Source organism: Dolichospermum sp. UHCC 0259, from assembly GCF_009711935.1.
Lineage (GTDB): Bacteria > Cyanobacteriota > Cyanobacteriia > Cyanobacteriales > Nostocaceae > Dolichospermum.
The window spans coordinates 1-18003 of record NZ_VIKX01000165.1 but is presented as its reverse complement, the minus strand read 5'-3'; the positions used below and the strand labels follow the sequence as shown (position 1 = coordinate 18003).

Sequence of the window (18003 nt, the reverse complement as noted above, 5' to 3'; positions counted from 1 at the left end):
CACAAATAGAAAACTGACAGACCACTAGCTGAGTTTATTGGTGCAGTTGAACATGGGAGTTTAGCGCAAAATATAGATCAATATTTATTAAGTTAATTTACTTGATTCGATATTCATCTAAGAAATCTTTGGCTGTCCTAATTGCAATTCCTTGATATTCAACTAAAACGAGTAAATCTTGATCACCTGTAATAATCACATCAACCTCACCAGCAATAGCAGTAGCTAAAATGATATTATCATCTACATCTCTAAGTTCAGGAACATTTAATTCCTCAATAGGATAAAAAATCACTGATTCTCGAATGAGATTTATAACTATAGGAACTCTTAAGCTTAATGCTTGTAATTTTGGTGCTAGTTTTCTTTTATTAAATGTACATTCTAATTCATCTAACAATTGTTGAGACATAGCAATTGTTAGTTTGTCTTGTTCACGGAGAAGTAAAATCTGATCAGGAAGACCACCCCAAATAATAGCAGATACCCAGATATTCGTATCTAAAACAACTTTCATTATTCGTTATTTTCCCTGCGAACTTCTCGCACAATTTCACAAATCTCTTCTGTTGTTAAAGGATGAGGATCATTTACTGCTTCTCTTCTTTTCCTTAATTCATTCCAATCAAATTTAGGAGCTTTTTTAAAAAAAATACCATCTTCAGTCATGGTAACTGAATATTTTTCACCATTAACAAATTGTTCTCGAATTTCTGGAGGAAGTTCTAGGTTTCCTTCTGGTGTGAAAGTAATAGTAATTGTTTGTTCCATAATTACCTCATTTACTTACTTCTCGAAACAAAATAACACTATATATTATAGTATATCTAGAGCTTTCAATCTGGGAACTAAAGCTTTTAAAGCATTACCACGATGACTAATTGATTTGAGCTTGGCGATTTTCCTGATCGCCTAATTCTCTCAATAACCTCTCAATCCGTTCTGTATCTGTGTTCCCATAACCCACTATTAATATTAAATTAAATCCCCCCTCTATCTCACAATAAAGGGGGTGATAAAGTGCTATTAAGCCGTGAAATACTTCGCCGCAGGGTGATAAGTAATAATCGCTGTTGTAGACTGTTCAGGATACAATTGCTCACTTTCATCCATGTGCATCTTCATCCTATCAACTCCCAACAACTCCAACTGCTTAAACTGATCTTGGATATTCGGACAAGCTGGATAGCCGAAACTATACCGAGAACCTTGATAGCGCTGTGCTAACATATCCCGAATATTGTCCGGTTCAGAATCGCCAAAACCTAACTCCCGACGGATTTTCGCGTGTGTCCATTCTGCCAAAGCTTCCGCAACTTGGACAGCCATACCATGAAAATACAGATAATCAGTGTATTTATTATCGGCAAATAGCTTTTGTCCAAACTCCGTCGCAATTTCCCCCACAGTCACCGCTTGCATGGGGAAAACATCAATAATTCCCGACTCTTTGGGTGCAAAGAAATCTGCAATACATAACCTATTCAAAGACTTCTGACGCGGAAACTCAAAACTAGCAATTTGTTTTGATTGACTTTCTACATCATATATATGTAAAGTATTCCCCTCAGCTTGACAAGGGAAATAGCCATAGATTACTTGAGGATGTAATAAATTCTCCTCAATAATTCGCTGTTTCCACTCTTCTAAAACTGGGTAAACCTTCTCAGATAAAAACTCCTGATACTCCTCCTTAGATTGTTCCTTTGGTTTGCGGAATTGCCATTGTCCAGCTACCAAAGCTTGCAAATCTAAATACCAGAATAATTCCTCTAAAGAAATATCATCAGGTTGTAAAAACTGCGTTCCCCAAAAAGGTGGTTGTGGACGTTCAATATCTACCGCTACCGCTTCAGAACGCCGAGTATCTTTTTCTTTTGGTTCAACAGGTGCTTGATCTTGAACAGTATTATCTACTGTTTCTTGATGTCCATTAGTTGATTCTTGAACTTCATCCAAAAACCCCTGTAAATTATCCCAATTACCTGCCGTTTTTGCTGGCATTAACTTATCCATAAAATGCAAATCAGAAAAGGCATCTTTGCCATAAACAACTTTACCTTTATAAGTTCCTTGGCAATCTTGATTTACAAATTTAGGAGTTAAAGCTGCACCACCTAAAATTACTGGCACAGTAATTCCTTTTTCATTGAAAGTTTGTAAATTCTCTTTCATGAAAGCGGTAGATTTTACTAACAATCCACTCATGGCAATACAATCAGGTTGATACTGTTCGTAAGCTTGAATGATGTTTTCTACAGATTGTTTAATTCCCAGGTTAATTACCTTGTAACCGTTGTTAGATAAAATGATATCTACAAGGTTTTTACCAATATCGTGAACGTCACCTTTGACAGTGGCAATGACAAAAGTTCCCTTCGCATTATTGCCAGATTCCGATTTTTCCATGAACGGTTCTAAATAAGCAACCGCAGCTTTCATGGTTTCGGCAGATTGTAAGACAAAAGGTAATTGCATTTGTCCAGAACCGAACAATTCACCGACAACTTTCATTCCGTCTAATAAGAAAGTATTGATGATTTGTAAGGGAGGATATTGTTCTAAAGCTTTTGTCAATTGGGTTTCTAAACCAATACGTTCACCGTCAATAATATGCCGTTTCAAACGTTCTTCAATTGGTAAACTGGCATCAATTCCTGTGTTCCGTTTGGTTTTAACTCCGGCAAAAATTGTGGTTAGTTCTCCCAAGGGATCATAAACGCAGACATTACCATCAAATTTACGTTCATCGTAAATTAATTGTCGGCAAACTTCTTGATGTTGAGGTTCGATTTTGGAAAGTGGTAAAATTTTACTCGCGCTGACAATTGCTGCATCCATACCCGCGTTCATGGCTTCATGCAAAAACATCGAGTTTAAGACTATGCGTGAGGCGGGATTTAAGCCAAAGGAGATATTGGAAACGCCTAACATCACATGACATCCGGGCAATTCTTGGCGAATACGGCGAATGGATTCTATTGTCGCTTTGCCATTTTCCCGATCTTCTTCAATCCCTGTAGAAATAGGGAGGGCTAATGTATCAAAGAATATTTCTGTCGGCGCAATTCCATATTCTACAGCTTGACGGTAAGCACGTTGGGCAATTTGAAACTTTTTCTCTGCTGTCCGCGCCATACCATCTTCATCTATTGTGCCAATAATGACACCAGCACCGTATTGTTTGGCCAATTCTAGAACTTTCAAAAATCGTGGTTCGCCGTCTTCATAGTTGGTGGAATTGAGTAAACACTTACCTCCAGCCACTTTTAAACCCGCTTCCATTTTTTCCCATTCGGTGGAATCAAGCATTAATGGTAACGTTACATTATTGACGATGCGAGAAACTAACTCGTACATATCACGCACGCCGTCACGTCCCACATAATCAACGTTAACATCTAGGATATGTGCGCCTTCTTGGACCTGACTACGTGCCATTGAGACTAAACCATCCCAGTCTTCGGCGTTGAGTAAGTCACGACATTTTTTAGAACCACTGGCATTGAGACGTTCACCGACAATCAAGAAAGAATTTTCTTGTTCATAAGGTTGAGTCGTATAAATTGATGCGGCGGATGGTTCTAAGCTTGTTTGTCTAACTTTTGGTTTTAAATCTTTGGCAATTTCCGCTAATTGTTGAATGTGTGCCGGTCGTGTCCCACAGCAACCCCCAATCACTTGGACACCTAAATCTTCAACAAAGTGCATTAACGCCATTCGTAATTCTACGGGCGTAAGTTTGTAATGTGCTTGACCGCCAATATTTTCCGGTAAACCCGCGTTGGGAATACAGGAAACTACGAATGGGGAATGTTCTGATAAATACTTGATGTGTGGTTTCATCAAGTCAGGACCAGTGGCACAATTTAAGCCGAGAATATCAATGGGATAAGATTCGAGAATGGTAACTACGGCGTTGATTTCTGTCCCTACCAGCATTGTTCCCATGCTTTCCATCGTTACAGACACCATTAAGGCGCGTCTTTCGCCTTTTTTGGCAAAAACTTCCTCAATTCCATTCAATGCGGCTTTAATTTGCAGTACGTCTTGGCAGGTTTCCACGAGAAATAAATCCACACCACCATCAAATAAGGCTTCTGCTTGTTCAGCAAAAGAGGCTTTCATGGTGTCAAAGTCAATATGTCCCAAGGTGGGGAGTTTGGTGGTTGGACCAATAGAACCAGCGACAAATCGGGGTTTTTCGGGGGTGGAAAATTCCGCAGCTACACTTTTGGCAAGTTCGGCGGCTTTTTTCGTGAGATAGTAAGCTTGGTCTGCTAGGTCGTATTCTGCGAGAACGATGGACATAGAGCCAAAGGTATCAGTTTCAATGACATCAGCGCCAGCGGCGAGAAAATCACGGTGAACTTTAGCGACGGCTTCGGGTTTGGTGTGGACTAAATACTCGTTACAGCCTTCATATTGTGCGCCGCCAAAGTCTTCAGCGGTGAGGTTTTGGGTTTGCAGGTTGGTTCCCATTGCGCCGTCAAAGACGATTACGGGACGTTCTGAACTATAGAGGTGTTTGAGAAAAGGATGGGTCATATTGTGTGAAAGAATAGAGTTATTTTTGTAATACTAGACTTAATTTACAGCAGGAGTTAGGAGTCAGGTTAGTTTGGTGTTTGGTTTTGCCGGTGGATGATTCGGTAATGTGATGTTACTGAAGAACCACAATTGATTAACCAAGGATACAAGTAGGTCAACAGCAAAAACCGTAATATGTAACGAGAAGTAAAATCTCTCAAAACCTTTTCCCTGTAACTGTTCCCCGTTCCCTGTTCCCTGTTCCCTTGTCATTACGACAATTTTTAACGCTAACCTACTTAAAATAGTGAAACTTTCAGATTTAAGCAGTCCATTACCGAAAACAGTATCTACTACCATGTCTGTTAATTCTAAACTTTACGAAGGCAAAGCTAAAATTCTTTACACCACAGATGATCCAGAGATTTTGTTGGCTGATTTCAAAGATGATGCTACAGCCTTTAATGCTCAAAAACGGGGCAGCATTGCCAACAAGGGCATGATTAACTGTAGTATTTCTAGTCAACTGTTCCAACAATTGGCAATGCAGGGGATTAAAACTCATTTTATTGATAGTCCAGCCCCGAATTTGATGAGAGTTAAGGCTGTAAAAATTATCCCCTTAGAAGTGGTGGTCAGAAATATTGCGGCTGGTAGCTTGTGTCAACAAACTGGGTTAGCGCTGGGGACTGTGTTATCACGCCCCCTGGTGGAATTTTATTATAAAGATGATAATCTAGGTGATCCTTTACTGACAAGCGATCGCCTATTTATTCTAGAATTAGCCACACCGGAACAAGTTGCTCAAATTACCCATCTTGCCTTGAAAATCAACGAATTTCTCAAGCAGTTTTGGGAAAAGTGTCAAATTACCCTAGTGGACTTTAAACTGGAATTTGGCGTAGACTCCCAACAGCAAGTATTACTAGCCGACGAAATTAGTCCCGATACCTGTCGTTTATGGGACATAGCCGAAACCGATACTAACCGACGAGTTATGGATAAAGACCGTTTTCGTCGTGACTTAGGAAATGTAGAAAATGCCTATCAGGAGGTTTTACAGAGAGTATTAAAAGTAGTAGAAAGCTACAAAACCGAGTAAGTAATTTTTCCAGTAATTAACAAATAATGGTGTGTGGTAGTGAAGAGAAATATGATTAAAAAACATTTAACACCCGGATTAATGGCTATGGTAGCCATGACAGTCCCTTTGGCAACTTCCGTTAAAGCAAACGCCCAAACTACTGATAGTCACCCACAGACCACAGAAGTTTTGACAGTAGAAACAAACCAGCCAGAACAACAGCATCCTGTCAAAAGTGATGCTAGTGAAAATCTGACATCCCACGCCCTAGTAGTGCCAATAGTTGGAGAAAAAGAATCTAATCACTTTTCTCCCATTGCCAAAGTCGTCACACCCAATTCAGCGGCAGCAGACAAAGCATCTGTTATTGCCCCAAAAACCACAATAGTTCCCATTACCGCACAAGTCCCCCAACCAGAGACTACTCAACCCCCTGCGGCTACACCTACCCAAGAAAACTCAACTCCCTCAACAATCCAGACGGAATCGGAAGTTACACCACAACCAACAGTAACTCCCCCAGCCGAACCGACCCCACCTCCTGCGGCTGAATCCAGTCCAGAAACACCAAATCTTCCCACAACCGCACCCACAACCAATCCAGAAGCACCGGAAGCCCGTGTATTGGTGTCTGAAGTGGCAATTAAATCCGAAACGGGACAAATTACTTCGGAACTAGAAACCGAAGTTTATAAAGTAATTCGTACCCAAGCCGGACAAACAACAACCCGTTCCCAACTCCAAGAAGATATTAGTGCGATTTTTAGAACTGGGTTTTTCTCCAACGTCCAAGCATTTCCAGAAGATACCCCTCTGGGTGTGCGAGTCAGTTTTATTGTTACCCCCAATCCCATCCTCTCGAAAGTAGAATTAGAAGCAAATCCTGGGACAGGTGTAGCCTCTGTGCTGCCTGCTGGGACAGCCAACGAAATATTTAGTAATCAATATGGCAAAATTCTCAACTTGCGGGAATTGAACGAAGGCATCAAGCAATTAACAAAGCTTTATCAAGATCAAGGTTATGTACTCGCCAACTTAATTGGCGCACCCAAAGTCTCAGACAATGGAGTAGTTACCCTCCAAGTCGCCGAAGGGGTTGTAGAAAGCGTGAAAGTCCGATTCCGTAACAAAGATGGTGAGGACGTAGACGACAAAGGCAACCCAATTCGGGGACGGACAAAGGATTATATTATTACGCGAGAATTAGAATTAAAGTCAGGAACGGTATTCAATCGCAATACAGTACAGAGAGACTTAGCACGGGTATATGGATTAGGATTGTTTGAACCACCAGATACTGAACCTATATCCCTTGCCCCTGGTACTGACCCCAGCAAAGTAAATGTGCTAGTCAATGTCATTGAACGTACCAGCGGTTCTATTGCTGCCGGGGCGGGGATAAGTTCTGCCAGTGGTTTATTTGGAACTGTCAGCTATCAGCAACAAAACTTGGGAGGAAGAAACCAAAAATTAGGGACAGAGGTACAGTTAGGAGAACGGGAACTACTTTTTGACCTTCGCTTTACTGATCCTTGGATTGGTGGTGATCCTTATCGCACTTCATATACAGCAAATATTTTCCGTCGCCGCTCTATTTCTTTGATTTTTGAAGGTAAAGATAACAACATTGAAACCTTCAATCCTGACAATATTACGGATACAGGTCAACAAGATCGCCCCCGGATTACCCGGTTAGGTGGTGGTGTTACCTTTACTCGTCCCCTTTCTGCTAATCCTTTCAAAAGTTCTGAGTGGCTGGCTTCTGCGGGACTACAGTATCAACGGGTTTCTGGTCGTGATGCTGACGGCAATTTAAGGAAGGAAGGAGCAATATTTGATGATAATGGTAGAATCATCAGTGACAGAATTCCCCTCACCCTTTCGTCTTCTGGGGAAGATGATTTATTACTATTAAAGCTGGGCGCACAAAGGGATCTCCGCAACAATTCCTTACAACCCACAAAAGGTTCTTTTCTCAGCTTTGGACTTGATCAATCTGTACCTATAGGTTCAGGTAGTATCTTTATGACTAGGTTACGAGGTAACTATAGTCATTATCTCCCGATTAAATTGATTAACTTTAGCAAAAAACCGCAAACTTTAGCATTTAACCTCCAAGGCGGAACTATATTTGGTGATGTACCTCCCTATGAAACCTTTACTCTGGGTGGTAGTAACTCGGTTCGGGGTTATGACGAAGGTAGATTAGGTACGGGTAGTAAGTACATCCAAGCTGCTGTTGAATATCGCTTCCCTGTGTTCTCTGTGGTTAGTGGCGCACTATTTTTTGATTATGGTAGCGATTTGGGAAGTAGTACCCAAGCTGCACAATTGTTAAAGAAAAATGGTAATGGCTATGGCTATGGTGTGGGTGTGCGGGTACAATCTCCACTTGGACCAATTCGGATAGATTATGGTGTCACTGATGAAGGTGATAGTCGGATCAATTTTGGGATTGGAGAAAGATTTTAGATTGGTCAGTTGTCAGTGGTCAGTTGTCATTGTTGAAAACTATTCTTCTTCTTTCTTTCTTCCTTCTTTCTTCCTCCTGACTCCTAATATGCAATAGTAACTACAATATGGGGATTGTTGAGCGATGGAACAACATACGTTAGCTGGGGAAATTACTCAGGCTGGTGTGGGTTTGCATAGTGGTGTGAATACTCAGGTGAGAATATTACCTGCACCACCGGGGAGTAATCGCTTTTTTGTGCGGGTAGATTTACCAAATTCGCCCATAATTCCTGCTCAGGTTGCGGCTGTGAGTAAGACTGTGCTTTCTACTCAGTTGGGTAAGGATGAGGTCTGTGTTCGCACTGTGGAGCATTTGCTGGCAGCTTTGGCGGCTATGGGGGTGGATAACGCCAGAATTGAAATTGATGGACCGGAAGTGCCACTTTTAGATGGTTCGGCGCGGATTTGGTGTGAAAGAATTGCTGAGGTGGGTTTGGTAGCCCAAATGGCGCATAATTTACCTGCACCTGTTGTGATTACTGAACCGGTCTGGATTTATGAGGGTGATGCTTTTGTTTGCGCTCTACCTGCACCGGAAACTCGATTTAGCTATGGGATAGATTTTAATTTGGCGGCAATTGGTAATCAATGGCACAGTTGGTTATTAATGTCCTGTTTGGAAGATTCTGCGGCGGATTTTGCGGTGGAAATTGCGCCGGCACGGACTTTTGGGTTACAGCATCAAATTGAATATCTGCAAAAGTCGGGATTAATTAAGGGTGGGAGTTTGGATAATGCGCTGGTTTGTGGGGTTGAAGGTTGGCTAAATCCACCATTACGATTTGCAAATGAACCAGTCCGTCATAAAATTTTGGATCTAGTAGGAGATCTAAGTTTACTGGGAACTTTCCCTGTTGCTCATTTTTTGGCGTACAAAGCTAGTCATAATTTACACATTCAACTGGCGCGGAAAATTTTAGAGTTGTTCTAAAATGCCTGAATTAATGGCAGTTTTCGGAGAGAGTAAGGACTAACAGTAATCAAAAAGTAAGATACTATTTATACTTTTAATTCTATTTCCTGTTCCCTGTTCCCTGCTCCCTGTTCCCTGGTATACCTATTCCTATTGCCTAATCATTCAAAGAACTTACAACTAATGTCCACTATTACCGAATCTAATGCTCAGGAAGTGAATACATCAAGTGAGGATAATGTCAATACACAGACAATTAAAACTACCTTGACTATTGAGGAAATTCAGGAACTTTTGCCCCATCGCTATCCATTTTTACTGGTAGATCGGATTATTGATTATGTACCTGGTAAAAAAGCCGTTGGTATTAAAAATGTTACTTTTAATGAACCCCAATTTCAAGGGCATTTTCCGGGGCGATCGCTCATGCCCGGTGTGTTAATTATTGAAGCAATGGCACAAGTTGGGGGAATTGTGATGACGCAAATGCCGGACTCTAAAGGAGGACTGTTTGTATTTGCTGGTATTGATAAAGTCCGCTTTCGTCGGCAAATTGTTCCTGGGGATCAACTGGTGATGACGGTGGAACTGTTGTGGGTAAAACAGCGTCGTTTTGGGAAAATGCAAGGACGAGCGGAAGTTGACGGACAATTAGCCGCTGAAGGAGAACTAATGTTTTCTTTGATTAGTTAAAGGTGATTAATTATAAGTATTGAACCTCAATGGCTAATGTTTAGATACCTTGCCACCTCAAGCAAGCCTAAATAAATTAAACACAACTTTTGGCTAATTCTGAATTTTCGCCCTCACACATAACTTACTTTGCCCGACACATTTCTTAACTGAATAAATTAACAACTAGCACTTAGTTTTGGAGATTCACCTTTGAAAACACTTATTCATCCAACTGCTGTCATACATACTAATGCGGAACTCCACCCAACAGTGCAAGTCGGTGCTTATGCTGTGATTGGAGAAAATGTCAGAGTTGGCGCAGACACTGTAATTGGCGCTCATGCTGTTCTGGAGGGTCCTTGTGAAATTGGTACGGGAAATCAGATTTTCCCCGGTGCTGCTATCGGTATGCAGCCACAGGATCTCAAGTATGTGGGAGAACCTACTTGGGTAAAAATTGGCAATAATAATTCCATTCGGGAGTATGTGACGATTAACCGCGCTACTGGCAGAGGTGAAGCGACAGTAATCGGTAATGGCAATTTATTGATGGCTTATGTTCATGTGGGTCATAATTGCGTGATTGAAGATTCTGTCATTATTGCTAATTCTGTGGCATTAGCAGGTCATGTACATATTGAATCGCGGGCTAGACTGAGCGGCGTTTTAGGTGTGCATCAATTCGTCCATATTGGGGGAATGTCAATGGTGGGAGGAATGGCACGCATTGATAGAGATGTACCTCCTTATATGTTGGTGGAAGGAAATCCGGCGAAAGTGCGATCGCTCAATTTGGTAGGATTAAAACGTTCGGGAATGCCTGTGAGTGACTTTCAATTAATTAAAAAGGCTTTCCGTCTTCTCTATCGTTCTGAGTTCTTGTTTAGAGATGCTTTGCAGGAGTTGGAAAATTTAGGAGATACAGAAGAATTAAAACATCTTCGCCGTTTTTTACTACTTTCCCAAATGCCAGGAAGACGCGGTTTAATTCCCGGAAAAGGTAAAAAATCCGTCAGTGATGAATAGATGTAGGGGCGGGGTTTCCCCGTCTTCAAATTTTACTCTGTTTTTGTGGACAGAATATGGATTGAATGAACCACGAAGAAGCGAAGGAAGCGAAGAAAGAAAAGAAAGAAAAGAAGAAGAAAATAGGTGATCTTTAATTGAGAAGGAAGTAAAAATCTAATATCTAATATCTAAAAATGCGAATATTTATTAGCACTGGTGAAGTTTCTGGAGACCTACAGGGTTCACTATTAATTAAGGCACTGCAACGCCAAGCTGCGGCTACGGGGTTGACATTAGAAATTATCGCCTTGGGTGGGGATAAAATGGCAGAAGCTGGGGCGAAAATTTTGGGTAATACCAGCGGGATTGGTTCAATGGGTTTGATTGAGTCTTTGCCTTATGTGATTCCTACTTTAAGAGTACAACGGCAAGCGATCGCTCACTTGAAGAAAAATCCCCCGGATTTAGTGGTTCTCATTGACTATATGGGGCCAAATTTGGGCATTGGTACATTCATGAAGGAAAATTTGCCTGATGTGCCTGTGGCTTATTATATCGCTCCTCAAGAGTGGGTATGGTCTATGAGTTTTCAGAATACTAACCGCATTGTGGGTTTTACAGATAAGTTATTAGCAATTTTCCCAGAAGAAGCGCGATATTATCAACAAAATGGGGCAAAGGTTTCTTGGGTAGGACATCCTTTAATTGATAGAATGGCAAATGCACCCAGTCGAGAAACTGCGAGGGAGAAATTAGGGGTTAAAGAGGCAGAAATAGCGATTCCTACGGAGCGCTTCGCTATCGCACTTTTACCAGCTTCCCGTCATCAAGAATTAAAATATCTTCTCCCCATAATTTTTCAAGCTGCCCAAAATATTCAATCTAAACTACCAAATGTCCATTTTTGGATTCCTCTATCTTTGGAAATATTTAGACAGCCAATTGAGAAAGCCATTCAAGATTATGGGTTACAAGCAACTATAGTATCAGGTCAGCAACAAGAAGTTTTAGCAGCGGCTGATTTTGCCATTACTAAATCGGGAACAGTGAACTTAGAATTAGCATTATTAAATGTTCCCCAAGTTGTAGTTTATCGTCTTCATCCTCTTACAGCTTGGATTGCGCGTCATATTCTTAAAGGTTCAATTCCCTTTGCTTCTCCAGTAAATTTAGTTGTGATGCGGGAAATTGTCCCAGAATTTTTGCAAGAACAAGCCACAGCCGAGAATATTACTCAAGCTGCTATGGAATTGTTATTAAATCCAGAAAAAAGACAACAAACTTTCACAAATTATCAAGAAATGCGCCATTGTTTGGGAGAATTGGGAGTATGCGATCGCACTGCAAAAGAAATATTAGCAATGAAAAAGTAGATAATAGTTAAAATGGCCAAAACCCGACCAATAGCAGTTGACTTATTTGCAGGTGCAGGAGGCATGACATTAGGCTTTGAACAAGCCGGTTTTGATGTCCTTGCATCTGTGGAAATAGATCCAATTCATTGTGCAATTCATCAATTTAACTTTCCCTTTTGGACTGTGTTATGTAAAAGTGTTGAAGAGACAACAGGGGCAGAAATTAGGAAGAGTTCTCAAATTGCTAATCAAGAAATTGATGTAGTATTTGGTGGTCCACCCTGTCAAGGTTTCTCATTAATGGGAAAACGCTCTTTTGATGATCCAAGAAACTCTTTAGTTTTTCATTTTATTAGATTGGTTGTAGAATTACAACCCAAGTTTTTTGTATTAGAAAATGTCAAAGGGATGACAGTCGGGAAACACAAAGAATTTATTGCTGAAATCATTAGTCAGTTTTCCGAAAGTGGTTATCAAGTTAATGCAAATTATCAAGTCTTAAATGCAGCTAATTATGGAGTACCACAAAATAGAGAAAGATTATTTTTACTAGGTGCGCGTGAAGATTTAGAATTACCAAAATATCCAGAAAAAATTACATTTCCAGCCAAATCTAATCAATCTTCTGCGACTAAATTAGTCTTAACTCCTACAGTTTGGGAAGCATTACAAGATTTACCAGTAATAGAAAACTATCCAGAATTATATCAACAAGATTGGATATTTACAGATTTTGGTAAACCTAGTAATTATGCTAGAAAACTGCGTAATCTTGCGACTGCAAAAAACAACTATTCCTACAAACGTCAATATGATACTACTTTACTAACATCAAGTTTAAGAAGTAAGCATTCACCAGAATCTATGGATAGATTTGCATCTACACCTCATGGTAAAATCGAATCAATCAGTCGTTTTCATAAACTTGATCCTGATGGTTTATGTAATACATTAAGAGCCGGAACACCTAGTAATAAAGGTGCATTTACTTCTCCTCGTCCCATACATCCTTTTATTCCCAGATGTATTACTGTCAGGGAAGCTGCGCGGTTACATTCCTATCCTGATTGGTTTAGATTTCATCCGACAAAATGGCATGGTTTTAGACAAATTGGTAATTCTGTTCCCCCGCTTTTAGCGCAAGCAGTCGCAGAGGAAATTATTAAAGTTTTAAATATCAAATTTTCTGATAGTGCAAAAGTGACGAAAACCATACCTCAAGGTATTCCAGATTTAGGGGATATTAGTTTATTAACACTTGATATGTCAGCAGCAGCCAAATACTTTGGAGTGAACCCCCATGTTATAGAACCGAGAACCAGAAAAAAATGAATTTTTAGCATTTAGCTAATACAGCAAATTGTATCAATATCGCCAATTATTTAGTACCAAGGAATTACCATAATGAAAGAAGGTTTATATAACTCGGTTATTATTGGGATTTTTCAACGCTATTACCAATCAGAATTAGAGTATTTTGAATTTAACCGTAATGAACTTCCAGAGATTGCTAAAGAGTTGGGTATTCAATCTGCAAAAAATTTAGGAGATATTCTTTATGCTTTTAGATTTAGAAAACCACTACCTAAAGTTATCACAGATACTGCTCCTACAGGTTTAGAGTGGATTATTGAATTAAATGGTACTGGGAATTATTGTTTTAGACTTGTGAAAATTAATCGCATTATACCCAACCTAAACTTAATACCAATTAAAATACCTGATGCTACACCTGAAATTATTAATCAATATATGTCAGGTGATGAACAAGCTCTTTTAACTAAAATCCGTTACAATCGTCTAATAGATATATTTCTTAGTGTGACAGCATACTCTTTACAAAATCACCTGAGAACTAATGTTAAGGGTATCGGACAAATAGAAATAGATGAAGTTTATGTAGGTGTTAATAGTAATGGTATGCAATTTATAGTACCTGTTCAAGCGAAAGCAGGTAATGATCAAATTTCTATAGTCCAAACAAAACAAGATATTAGTTACTGTTTTGAAAAATTTCCCAATTTGATTTGTCGTTCTATATCAGCACAGTTTATGAAAAACGCTCTTATTGCTATGTTTGAACTAACAATATATGAAGGTGAAGTAAGAATTGTACAGGAAAAACATTACAAGTTTGTTCCAGCCGATCAAATTTCAGAAACCGATTTACAAAATTATAGGAATTATACATAATGAAGAAGTAAATCGGAGTATGATTTCCACATTTATACCCAAATATTGTAGTTGTTGAATTTCAGCAATCAACTGAAGAAATAATATTTATCCCCAAACAATTTCCATATTTAAAATAAATCCTGGTAAAATATCTTCACCTGATAATTCTTGAGGAAAGTCTAATATTTCCACTGATTTACCAAGACGATAAATTTCCACTTGACGCATTTTCCGATTAATTAACCAACCTAACTTAACTCCATTATTTATATACTCTTGCATTTTTGTTCGTGTTTCCTGCAAACTATCGCTAGGTGACATTAATTCTAAAACAAAATCTGGAGCAATGGGTGAAAACTTTTCTTGTTCTTCTGTTGTAAGTGTATCCCATCTATCTTTTTTTATCCAAGCAACATCAGGAGAACGATTTGCACCATTGGGAAGTTTAAAACAGGTGGAAGAATCGAAACAAACTCCTAATTTATTTTGACGATTCCAAAACACAAAATCTGCTGCAACTTCCACATTACGTTTTCCTGTTTCTCCTCCTGTTGGTGACATAATTAATATTTCTCCTTTTGCATTACGTTCAAATTTAACTTCAGGATTTTCTCGACAGAGTTGATAAAATTGGTTGTCGGTAAGTTGGATAATGGGGTTTAAGTTAACGGTGATAGCTGTCATAATGAAACTCCTTGGAGATGATATCAACCTTAGTTCAATTCAAAGAGATAACTAAATATTTTCCCTACCAAGTAAAATAAAAACCTTTTTTAATTCCGCTTAAATATGGATGGATAAAGCCTATTAACAAATGCAACAAAACTAGAGCTAGGAATAATTTTTTCTAAAAGAAACATATCTAAAGCTCCTAATCCAGCACCTGCAATTGCTCCTACACCAGGTAATAAGCCAACACCTGTAGATATAAGAAATCGCATTGTTTGTCCTGCTTTACTGTGAGTAAAATTAGAGATTTTTGATTTAATATTATCAATTTGATGAGCAATTTCTGCATCACTATAAGAATCAATTTTACGTAACCATTCTCTAAATTCTTGACATTCACTACTTTGACGAATTTCTAGTAGTTTCTCAATATCTAGTTTTTGCTCATCATAATCTATAGATATTTGAGGCAGACCTGTGATATCAATAACACGTTTAAACCGATTTTCTTGTGTCTGGGGATCAATAATTTTAACTAAAAAATTTAGCTTATCTTCTAAAATGGAAACTTCACTACTTAAACATCCTGATAATGCACTATAAGTTTTCATTTCTGCAAATCTTAAATTTAATTGTCCTAATCCTATAAGTGCTTCTTGAACCAAGTTGTGAACTTCTATTTCATTTAAATTGAAGACATCACCAATATTTGTTTCTGCACAAAAATCTCCCTGATCAATTTCATGAATCAGAATCGAAAAATCATTAGAGATATTTTCAATTTTTAGAAGCTTTTGTAAAGCACTCCTGGTTATTAATTTAACAACTCTCGGATTAGTTATTAAATCTTGTAATAATTGATTCAATGCTATTGCTGTAACATCCTGCTGTGGTTTTTCTAAAGCAGAAATAACAGCGGTTTTTAATTTTTTTACCTGTTTGTGTGATAAACCAGGGGTTATCTGGACATTTTTAAGATGGGTACTAATTAGTTGTCTTGGATTAGCCGCATAAACTGTTGAGAAAGAATAGCTACCCAGAGGTAGAACTCTTTTTGATTGACGTATAATTTTTGCCTGACCGACCTGAGCTATACTAGAAACATCTTGCTGTAATCTAAGAACACGAGATGAAAGAAGTAATAATGTACCGTCAAATCCTAGAGTTTTAACTAAATAAGGAATCTCTTGAAAGCGAATGGACTGAAGAATATAAGTATCAAATAAAAGTAGACGATAAACTAGAGATTGTAAATCGAAACAGATATCCTCACTATTAAGTAAAGGTGTTGCACACGGCGCAATAAGTCTATTCTGAATATTCATAGATGTTTCTTAGTTTAACGCTTCCTTTAATAAATCTCGATGCAAAAAAGCCTCATTTACTAAAGATTGGATTTTATGAGGTGACAAAGCCGCACCATTATAATAATAATCAATCCAAGTTTTACTAATTAAATCTACATCATCTGGTAAATCCTTTAAATCCCAACCAGGTATTTCCAAATCTTCCATTAATCGGTTTACTTTAGGATCATAACTTAATGCAAAACAACGAGAACCTTCACTAGCTGCCATGATTAAACTATGGAGACGCATTCCTATGGACATTTCCACACCGCGAAACACACCTTTTAAAATTTGTGGATCTTCGCAACAAAGAACTCTACTCACATCTGGTAATTGAGTATGAATTTTTTCGGCAATTCCTAAGTCTTCACTTTTTTGAAATGGTAATAATAAAATAAAAGCTTGGGTTTCTTTTTGCAAATTAACTAAAGCTTGAGTTAAATTTGCTAACCTGTTTTCTGTTAATTGAGGATGATTTCTTAAAGTCACCGCAATTCTCGGTTTTGGTAAATCTACTAATTCCGGTACTGGCTTCGATTCTAACGCCCAAACCGGGTCAGGGGCAAGGATATGGGGTATACTCCAATCTGATAATAATCGAGAACTGGAGCGATCGCGCACACTCACTTGAGTACAACCAGCAAAATTCCTATGAGCTAACCAACGAGTTTGGGAACGCAACAATGGACCAATTCCCTGTCCCCAAGCAATGGTTTTCAAACCCATAGCTTGAGCTAAAGCCATCAATCCGCCATAATAAAAAGGGCTAATAACGCTGGTAGCATCTTGAATTAAACTGCCACCACCCCAAATAAAGGCATCACAAGAACGCAAAGCCTTGATAACCTGTAAAAACGCCATCCGGTTGTAACATTCCACACCATAATGCTGATGAGTGTCTTCAGGATTTCCAGAAAGCACCACAGGAGTAACATCAGGTGGTAACATTTGCAGAAGTGTGGCTAACAAAGCTTCATCACCACCATTACCTTTACCATAATACCCAGACAATAAAACCCGCATTTTCCCCATTTTAAATTTTAGATTTTAGATTAATTATGCACGCCCTTTCAATTCCCACCTGGATAATTCATATTTCTAGCGTCATTGAGTGGATAGCCGCAATTTGGCTAATTTGGACTTATGGTGAACTTACAGAAAATCGTAGTTGGTGGGGATTGTCTTTTGCCATGTTACCAGCTTTAATTAGCGCAATGTGTGCTTGCACTTGGCATTATTTCGACAATTCCGAATCATTAGAATGGTTAGTCACCCTCCAGGCTACCATGACATTAGTTGGTAACTTTACTCTCTGGGCAGCAGCTTATCTAATTTGGCGTTCTACAAAGCCTGCAACCACCATTGAGACACAATCTATCAAATCAGAACAATGATATCAAAAGAAACCCTCTTTGCCCTCTCTCTCTTTCCCTATTTGGGTTTCTTGTGGTTTATCAGCCGCGTTCCCCAAATGCCACGTTTAGCCCTATATGGATTCTACGGCACATTGGTATTTGTGGCTATCACTATCCCCGCCGCCATTTACGCCAAAGTGCAGTACGGAGAACAATTAGCCAATATAGACTGGTTACATGGCGGTGCAGAAGTCTTTTTAACCCTTGCTAACATCTTACTAGTCTTAGGTTTTCGCCAAGCAGTACAGGAATTAGGGAACAGGGAGTAGGGGGAGTAGGGGAAGTAGGGGGAGTATATCTTTTTTTATCCAAGCAA

At 39.0% G+C, this 18003-nt stretch carries 17 protein-coding genes and 1 pseudogene; 10 read left to right on the top strand and 8 right to left on the bottom strand.

Annotated elements, in window-relative coordinates; genetic code table 11:
- Positions 1-97: 97 nt before the first annotated feature.
- The 5 genes and pseudogenes from FJR05_RS12800 to FJR05_RS12780 all read right to left on the bottom strand — a co-directional run bounded on the left by FJR05_RS12800 (position 98) and on the right by FJR05_RS12780 (position 4890).
- On the bottom strand, positions 98-517 hold the full coding sequence (locus tag FJR05_RS12800) for a putative toxin-antitoxin system toxin component, PIN family (RefSeq protein ID WP_168644466.1): 420 nt from the start codon (positions 515-517) through the stop codon (positions 98-100).
- On the bottom strand, positions 517-771 hold the full coding sequence (locus FJR05_RS12795; RefSeq protein WP_168644465.1) for a hypothetical protein: 255 nt from the start codon (positions 769-771) through the stop codon (positions 517-519). Before FJR05_RS12795 ends, FJR05_RS12800 begins: the two co-directional genes overlap by 1 nt.
- A gap of 115 nt (positions 772-886) precedes the next feature.
- Positions 887-961 (bottom strand): annotated as a pseudogene (locus FJR05_RS27965) (non-canonical purine NTP pyrophosphatase); the annotation flags it as partial.
- A gap of 65 nt (positions 962-1026) precedes the next feature.
- On the bottom strand, positions 1027-4548 hold the full coding sequence (gene metH, locus FJR05_RS12785) for a methionine synthase (protein ID WP_168644464.1): 3522 nt from the start codon (positions 4546-4548) through the stop codon (positions 1027-1029).
- A gap of 63 nt (positions 4549-4611) precedes the next feature.
- Positions 4612-4890 (bottom strand): hypothetical protein, encoded by a 279-nt coding sequence (locus FJR05_RS12780; protein ID WP_168644463.1) that lies wholly within the window; start codon positions 4888-4890, stop codon positions 4612-4614.
- Here FJR05_RS12780 and purC point away from each other — a divergent pair.
- The 8 genes from purC (at position 4889) to FJR05_RS12740 (ending at position 14272) form a co-directional block, all read left to right on the top strand.
- Positions 4889-5632 (top strand): phosphoribosylaminoimidazolesuccinocarboxamide synthase, encoded by a 744-nt coding sequence (purC, locus tag FJR05_RS12775; protein ID WP_168644462.1) that lies wholly within the window; start codon positions 4889-4891, stop codon positions 5630-5632. The two genes, FJR05_RS12780 and purC, sit on opposite strands and share 2 nt — an antisense overlap.
- A gap of 51 nt (positions 5633-5683) precedes the next feature.
- Positions 5684-8086 (top strand): BamA/TamA family outer membrane protein, encoded by a 2403-nt coding sequence (locus FJR05_RS12770; protein WP_168644461.1) that lies wholly within the window; start codon positions 5684-5686, stop codon positions 8084-8086.
- Positions 8087-8210: 124 nt separating this feature from the next.
- Positions 8211-9059 (top strand): UDP-3-O-acyl-N-acetylglucosamine deacetylase, encoded by an 849-nt coding sequence (gene lpxC, locus FJR05_RS12765; protein ID WP_168644460.1) that lies wholly within the window; start codon positions 8211-8213, stop codon positions 9057-9059.
- Positions 9060-9224: 165 nt separating this feature from the next.
- Positions 9225-9734 carry a 3-hydroxyacyl-ACP dehydratase FabZ gene (fabZ, locus tag FJR05_RS12760; RefSeq protein WP_168644459.1) on the top strand — a complete coding sequence of 170 codons (510 nt, stop codon included), beginning with the start codon at positions 9225-9227 and terminating at the stop codon, positions 9732-9734.
- 192 nt (positions 9735-9926) lie between these two features.
- Positions 9927-10742 carry an acyl-ACP--UDP-N-acetylglucosamine O-acyltransferase gene (gene lpxA / locus FJR05_RS12755; RefSeq protein ID WP_168644458.1) on the top strand — a complete coding sequence of 272 codons (816 nt, stop codon included), beginning with the start codon at positions 9927-9929 and terminating at the stop codon, positions 10740-10742.
- A gap of 176 nt (positions 10743-10918) precedes the next feature.
- Positions 10919-12097 carry a lipid-A-disaccharide synthase gene (lpxB, locus tag FJR05_RS12750; protein ID WP_168644457.1) on the top strand — a complete coding sequence of 393 codons (1179 nt, stop codon included), beginning with the start codon at positions 10919-10921 and terminating at the stop codon, positions 12095-12097.
- A 12-nt stretch (positions 12098-12109) separates the two neighbouring features.
- A complete protein-coding gene (locus FJR05_RS12745) occupies positions 12110-13411 on the top strand; it encodes a DNA cytosine methyltransferase (RefSeq protein ID WP_168644456.1) in 1302 nt (433 codons plus the stop codon).
- Positions 13412-13483: 72 nt separating this feature from the next.
- Positions 13484-14272 carry an endonuclease gene (locus FJR05_RS12740; protein ID WP_168644455.1) on the top strand — a complete coding sequence of 263 codons (789 nt, stop codon included), beginning with the start codon at positions 13484-13486 and terminating at the stop codon, positions 14270-14272.
- Between the two features lie 87 nt (positions 14273-14359).
- Here the strand turns inward: FJR05_RS12740 and FJR05_RS12735 are convergent, their stop codons facing one another.
- The 3 genes from FJR05_RS12735 to csaB form a co-directional block, all read right to left on the bottom strand.
- Complete coding sequence (locus tag FJR05_RS12735) at positions 14360-14938, bottom strand: Uma2 family endonuclease (RefSeq protein ID WP_168644454.1); 579 nt, start codon at positions 14936-14938, stop codon at positions 14360-14362.
- An 89-nt stretch (positions 14939-15027) separates the two neighbouring features.
- A complete protein-coding gene (locus FJR05_RS12730) occupies positions 15028-16248 on the bottom strand; it encodes a hypothetical protein (RefSeq protein ID WP_168644453.1) in 1221 nt (406 codons plus the stop codon).
- Positions 16249-16257: 9 nt separating this feature from the next.
- Entirely contained in the window at positions 16258-17304 is a 1047-nt protein-coding gene (gene csaB / locus FJR05_RS12725; RefSeq protein WP_168644452.1) for a polysaccharide pyruvyl transferase CsaB, read from the bottom strand.
- Between the two features lie 26 nt (positions 17305-17330).
- Between csaB and FJR05_RS12720 the strand changes: the two genes are divergently transcribed.
- Positions 17331-17666: a DUF2499 domain-containing protein gene (locus FJR05_RS12720; RefSeq protein WP_168644451.1), complete on the top strand. Its 336-nt coding sequence runs from the start codon at positions 17331-17333 to the stop codon at positions 17664-17666.
- The gene (locus FJR05_RS12715) at positions 17663-17956 is read left to right on the top strand and encodes a DUF3593 domain-containing protein (protein WP_168644450.1); all 294 of its coding nucleotides are present in this window, start codon (positions 17663-17665) and stop codon (positions 17954-17956) included. Before FJR05_RS12720 ends, FJR05_RS12715 begins: the two co-directional genes overlap by 4 nt.
- The last annotated feature ends 47 nt before the right edge of the window (positions 17957-18003 follow it).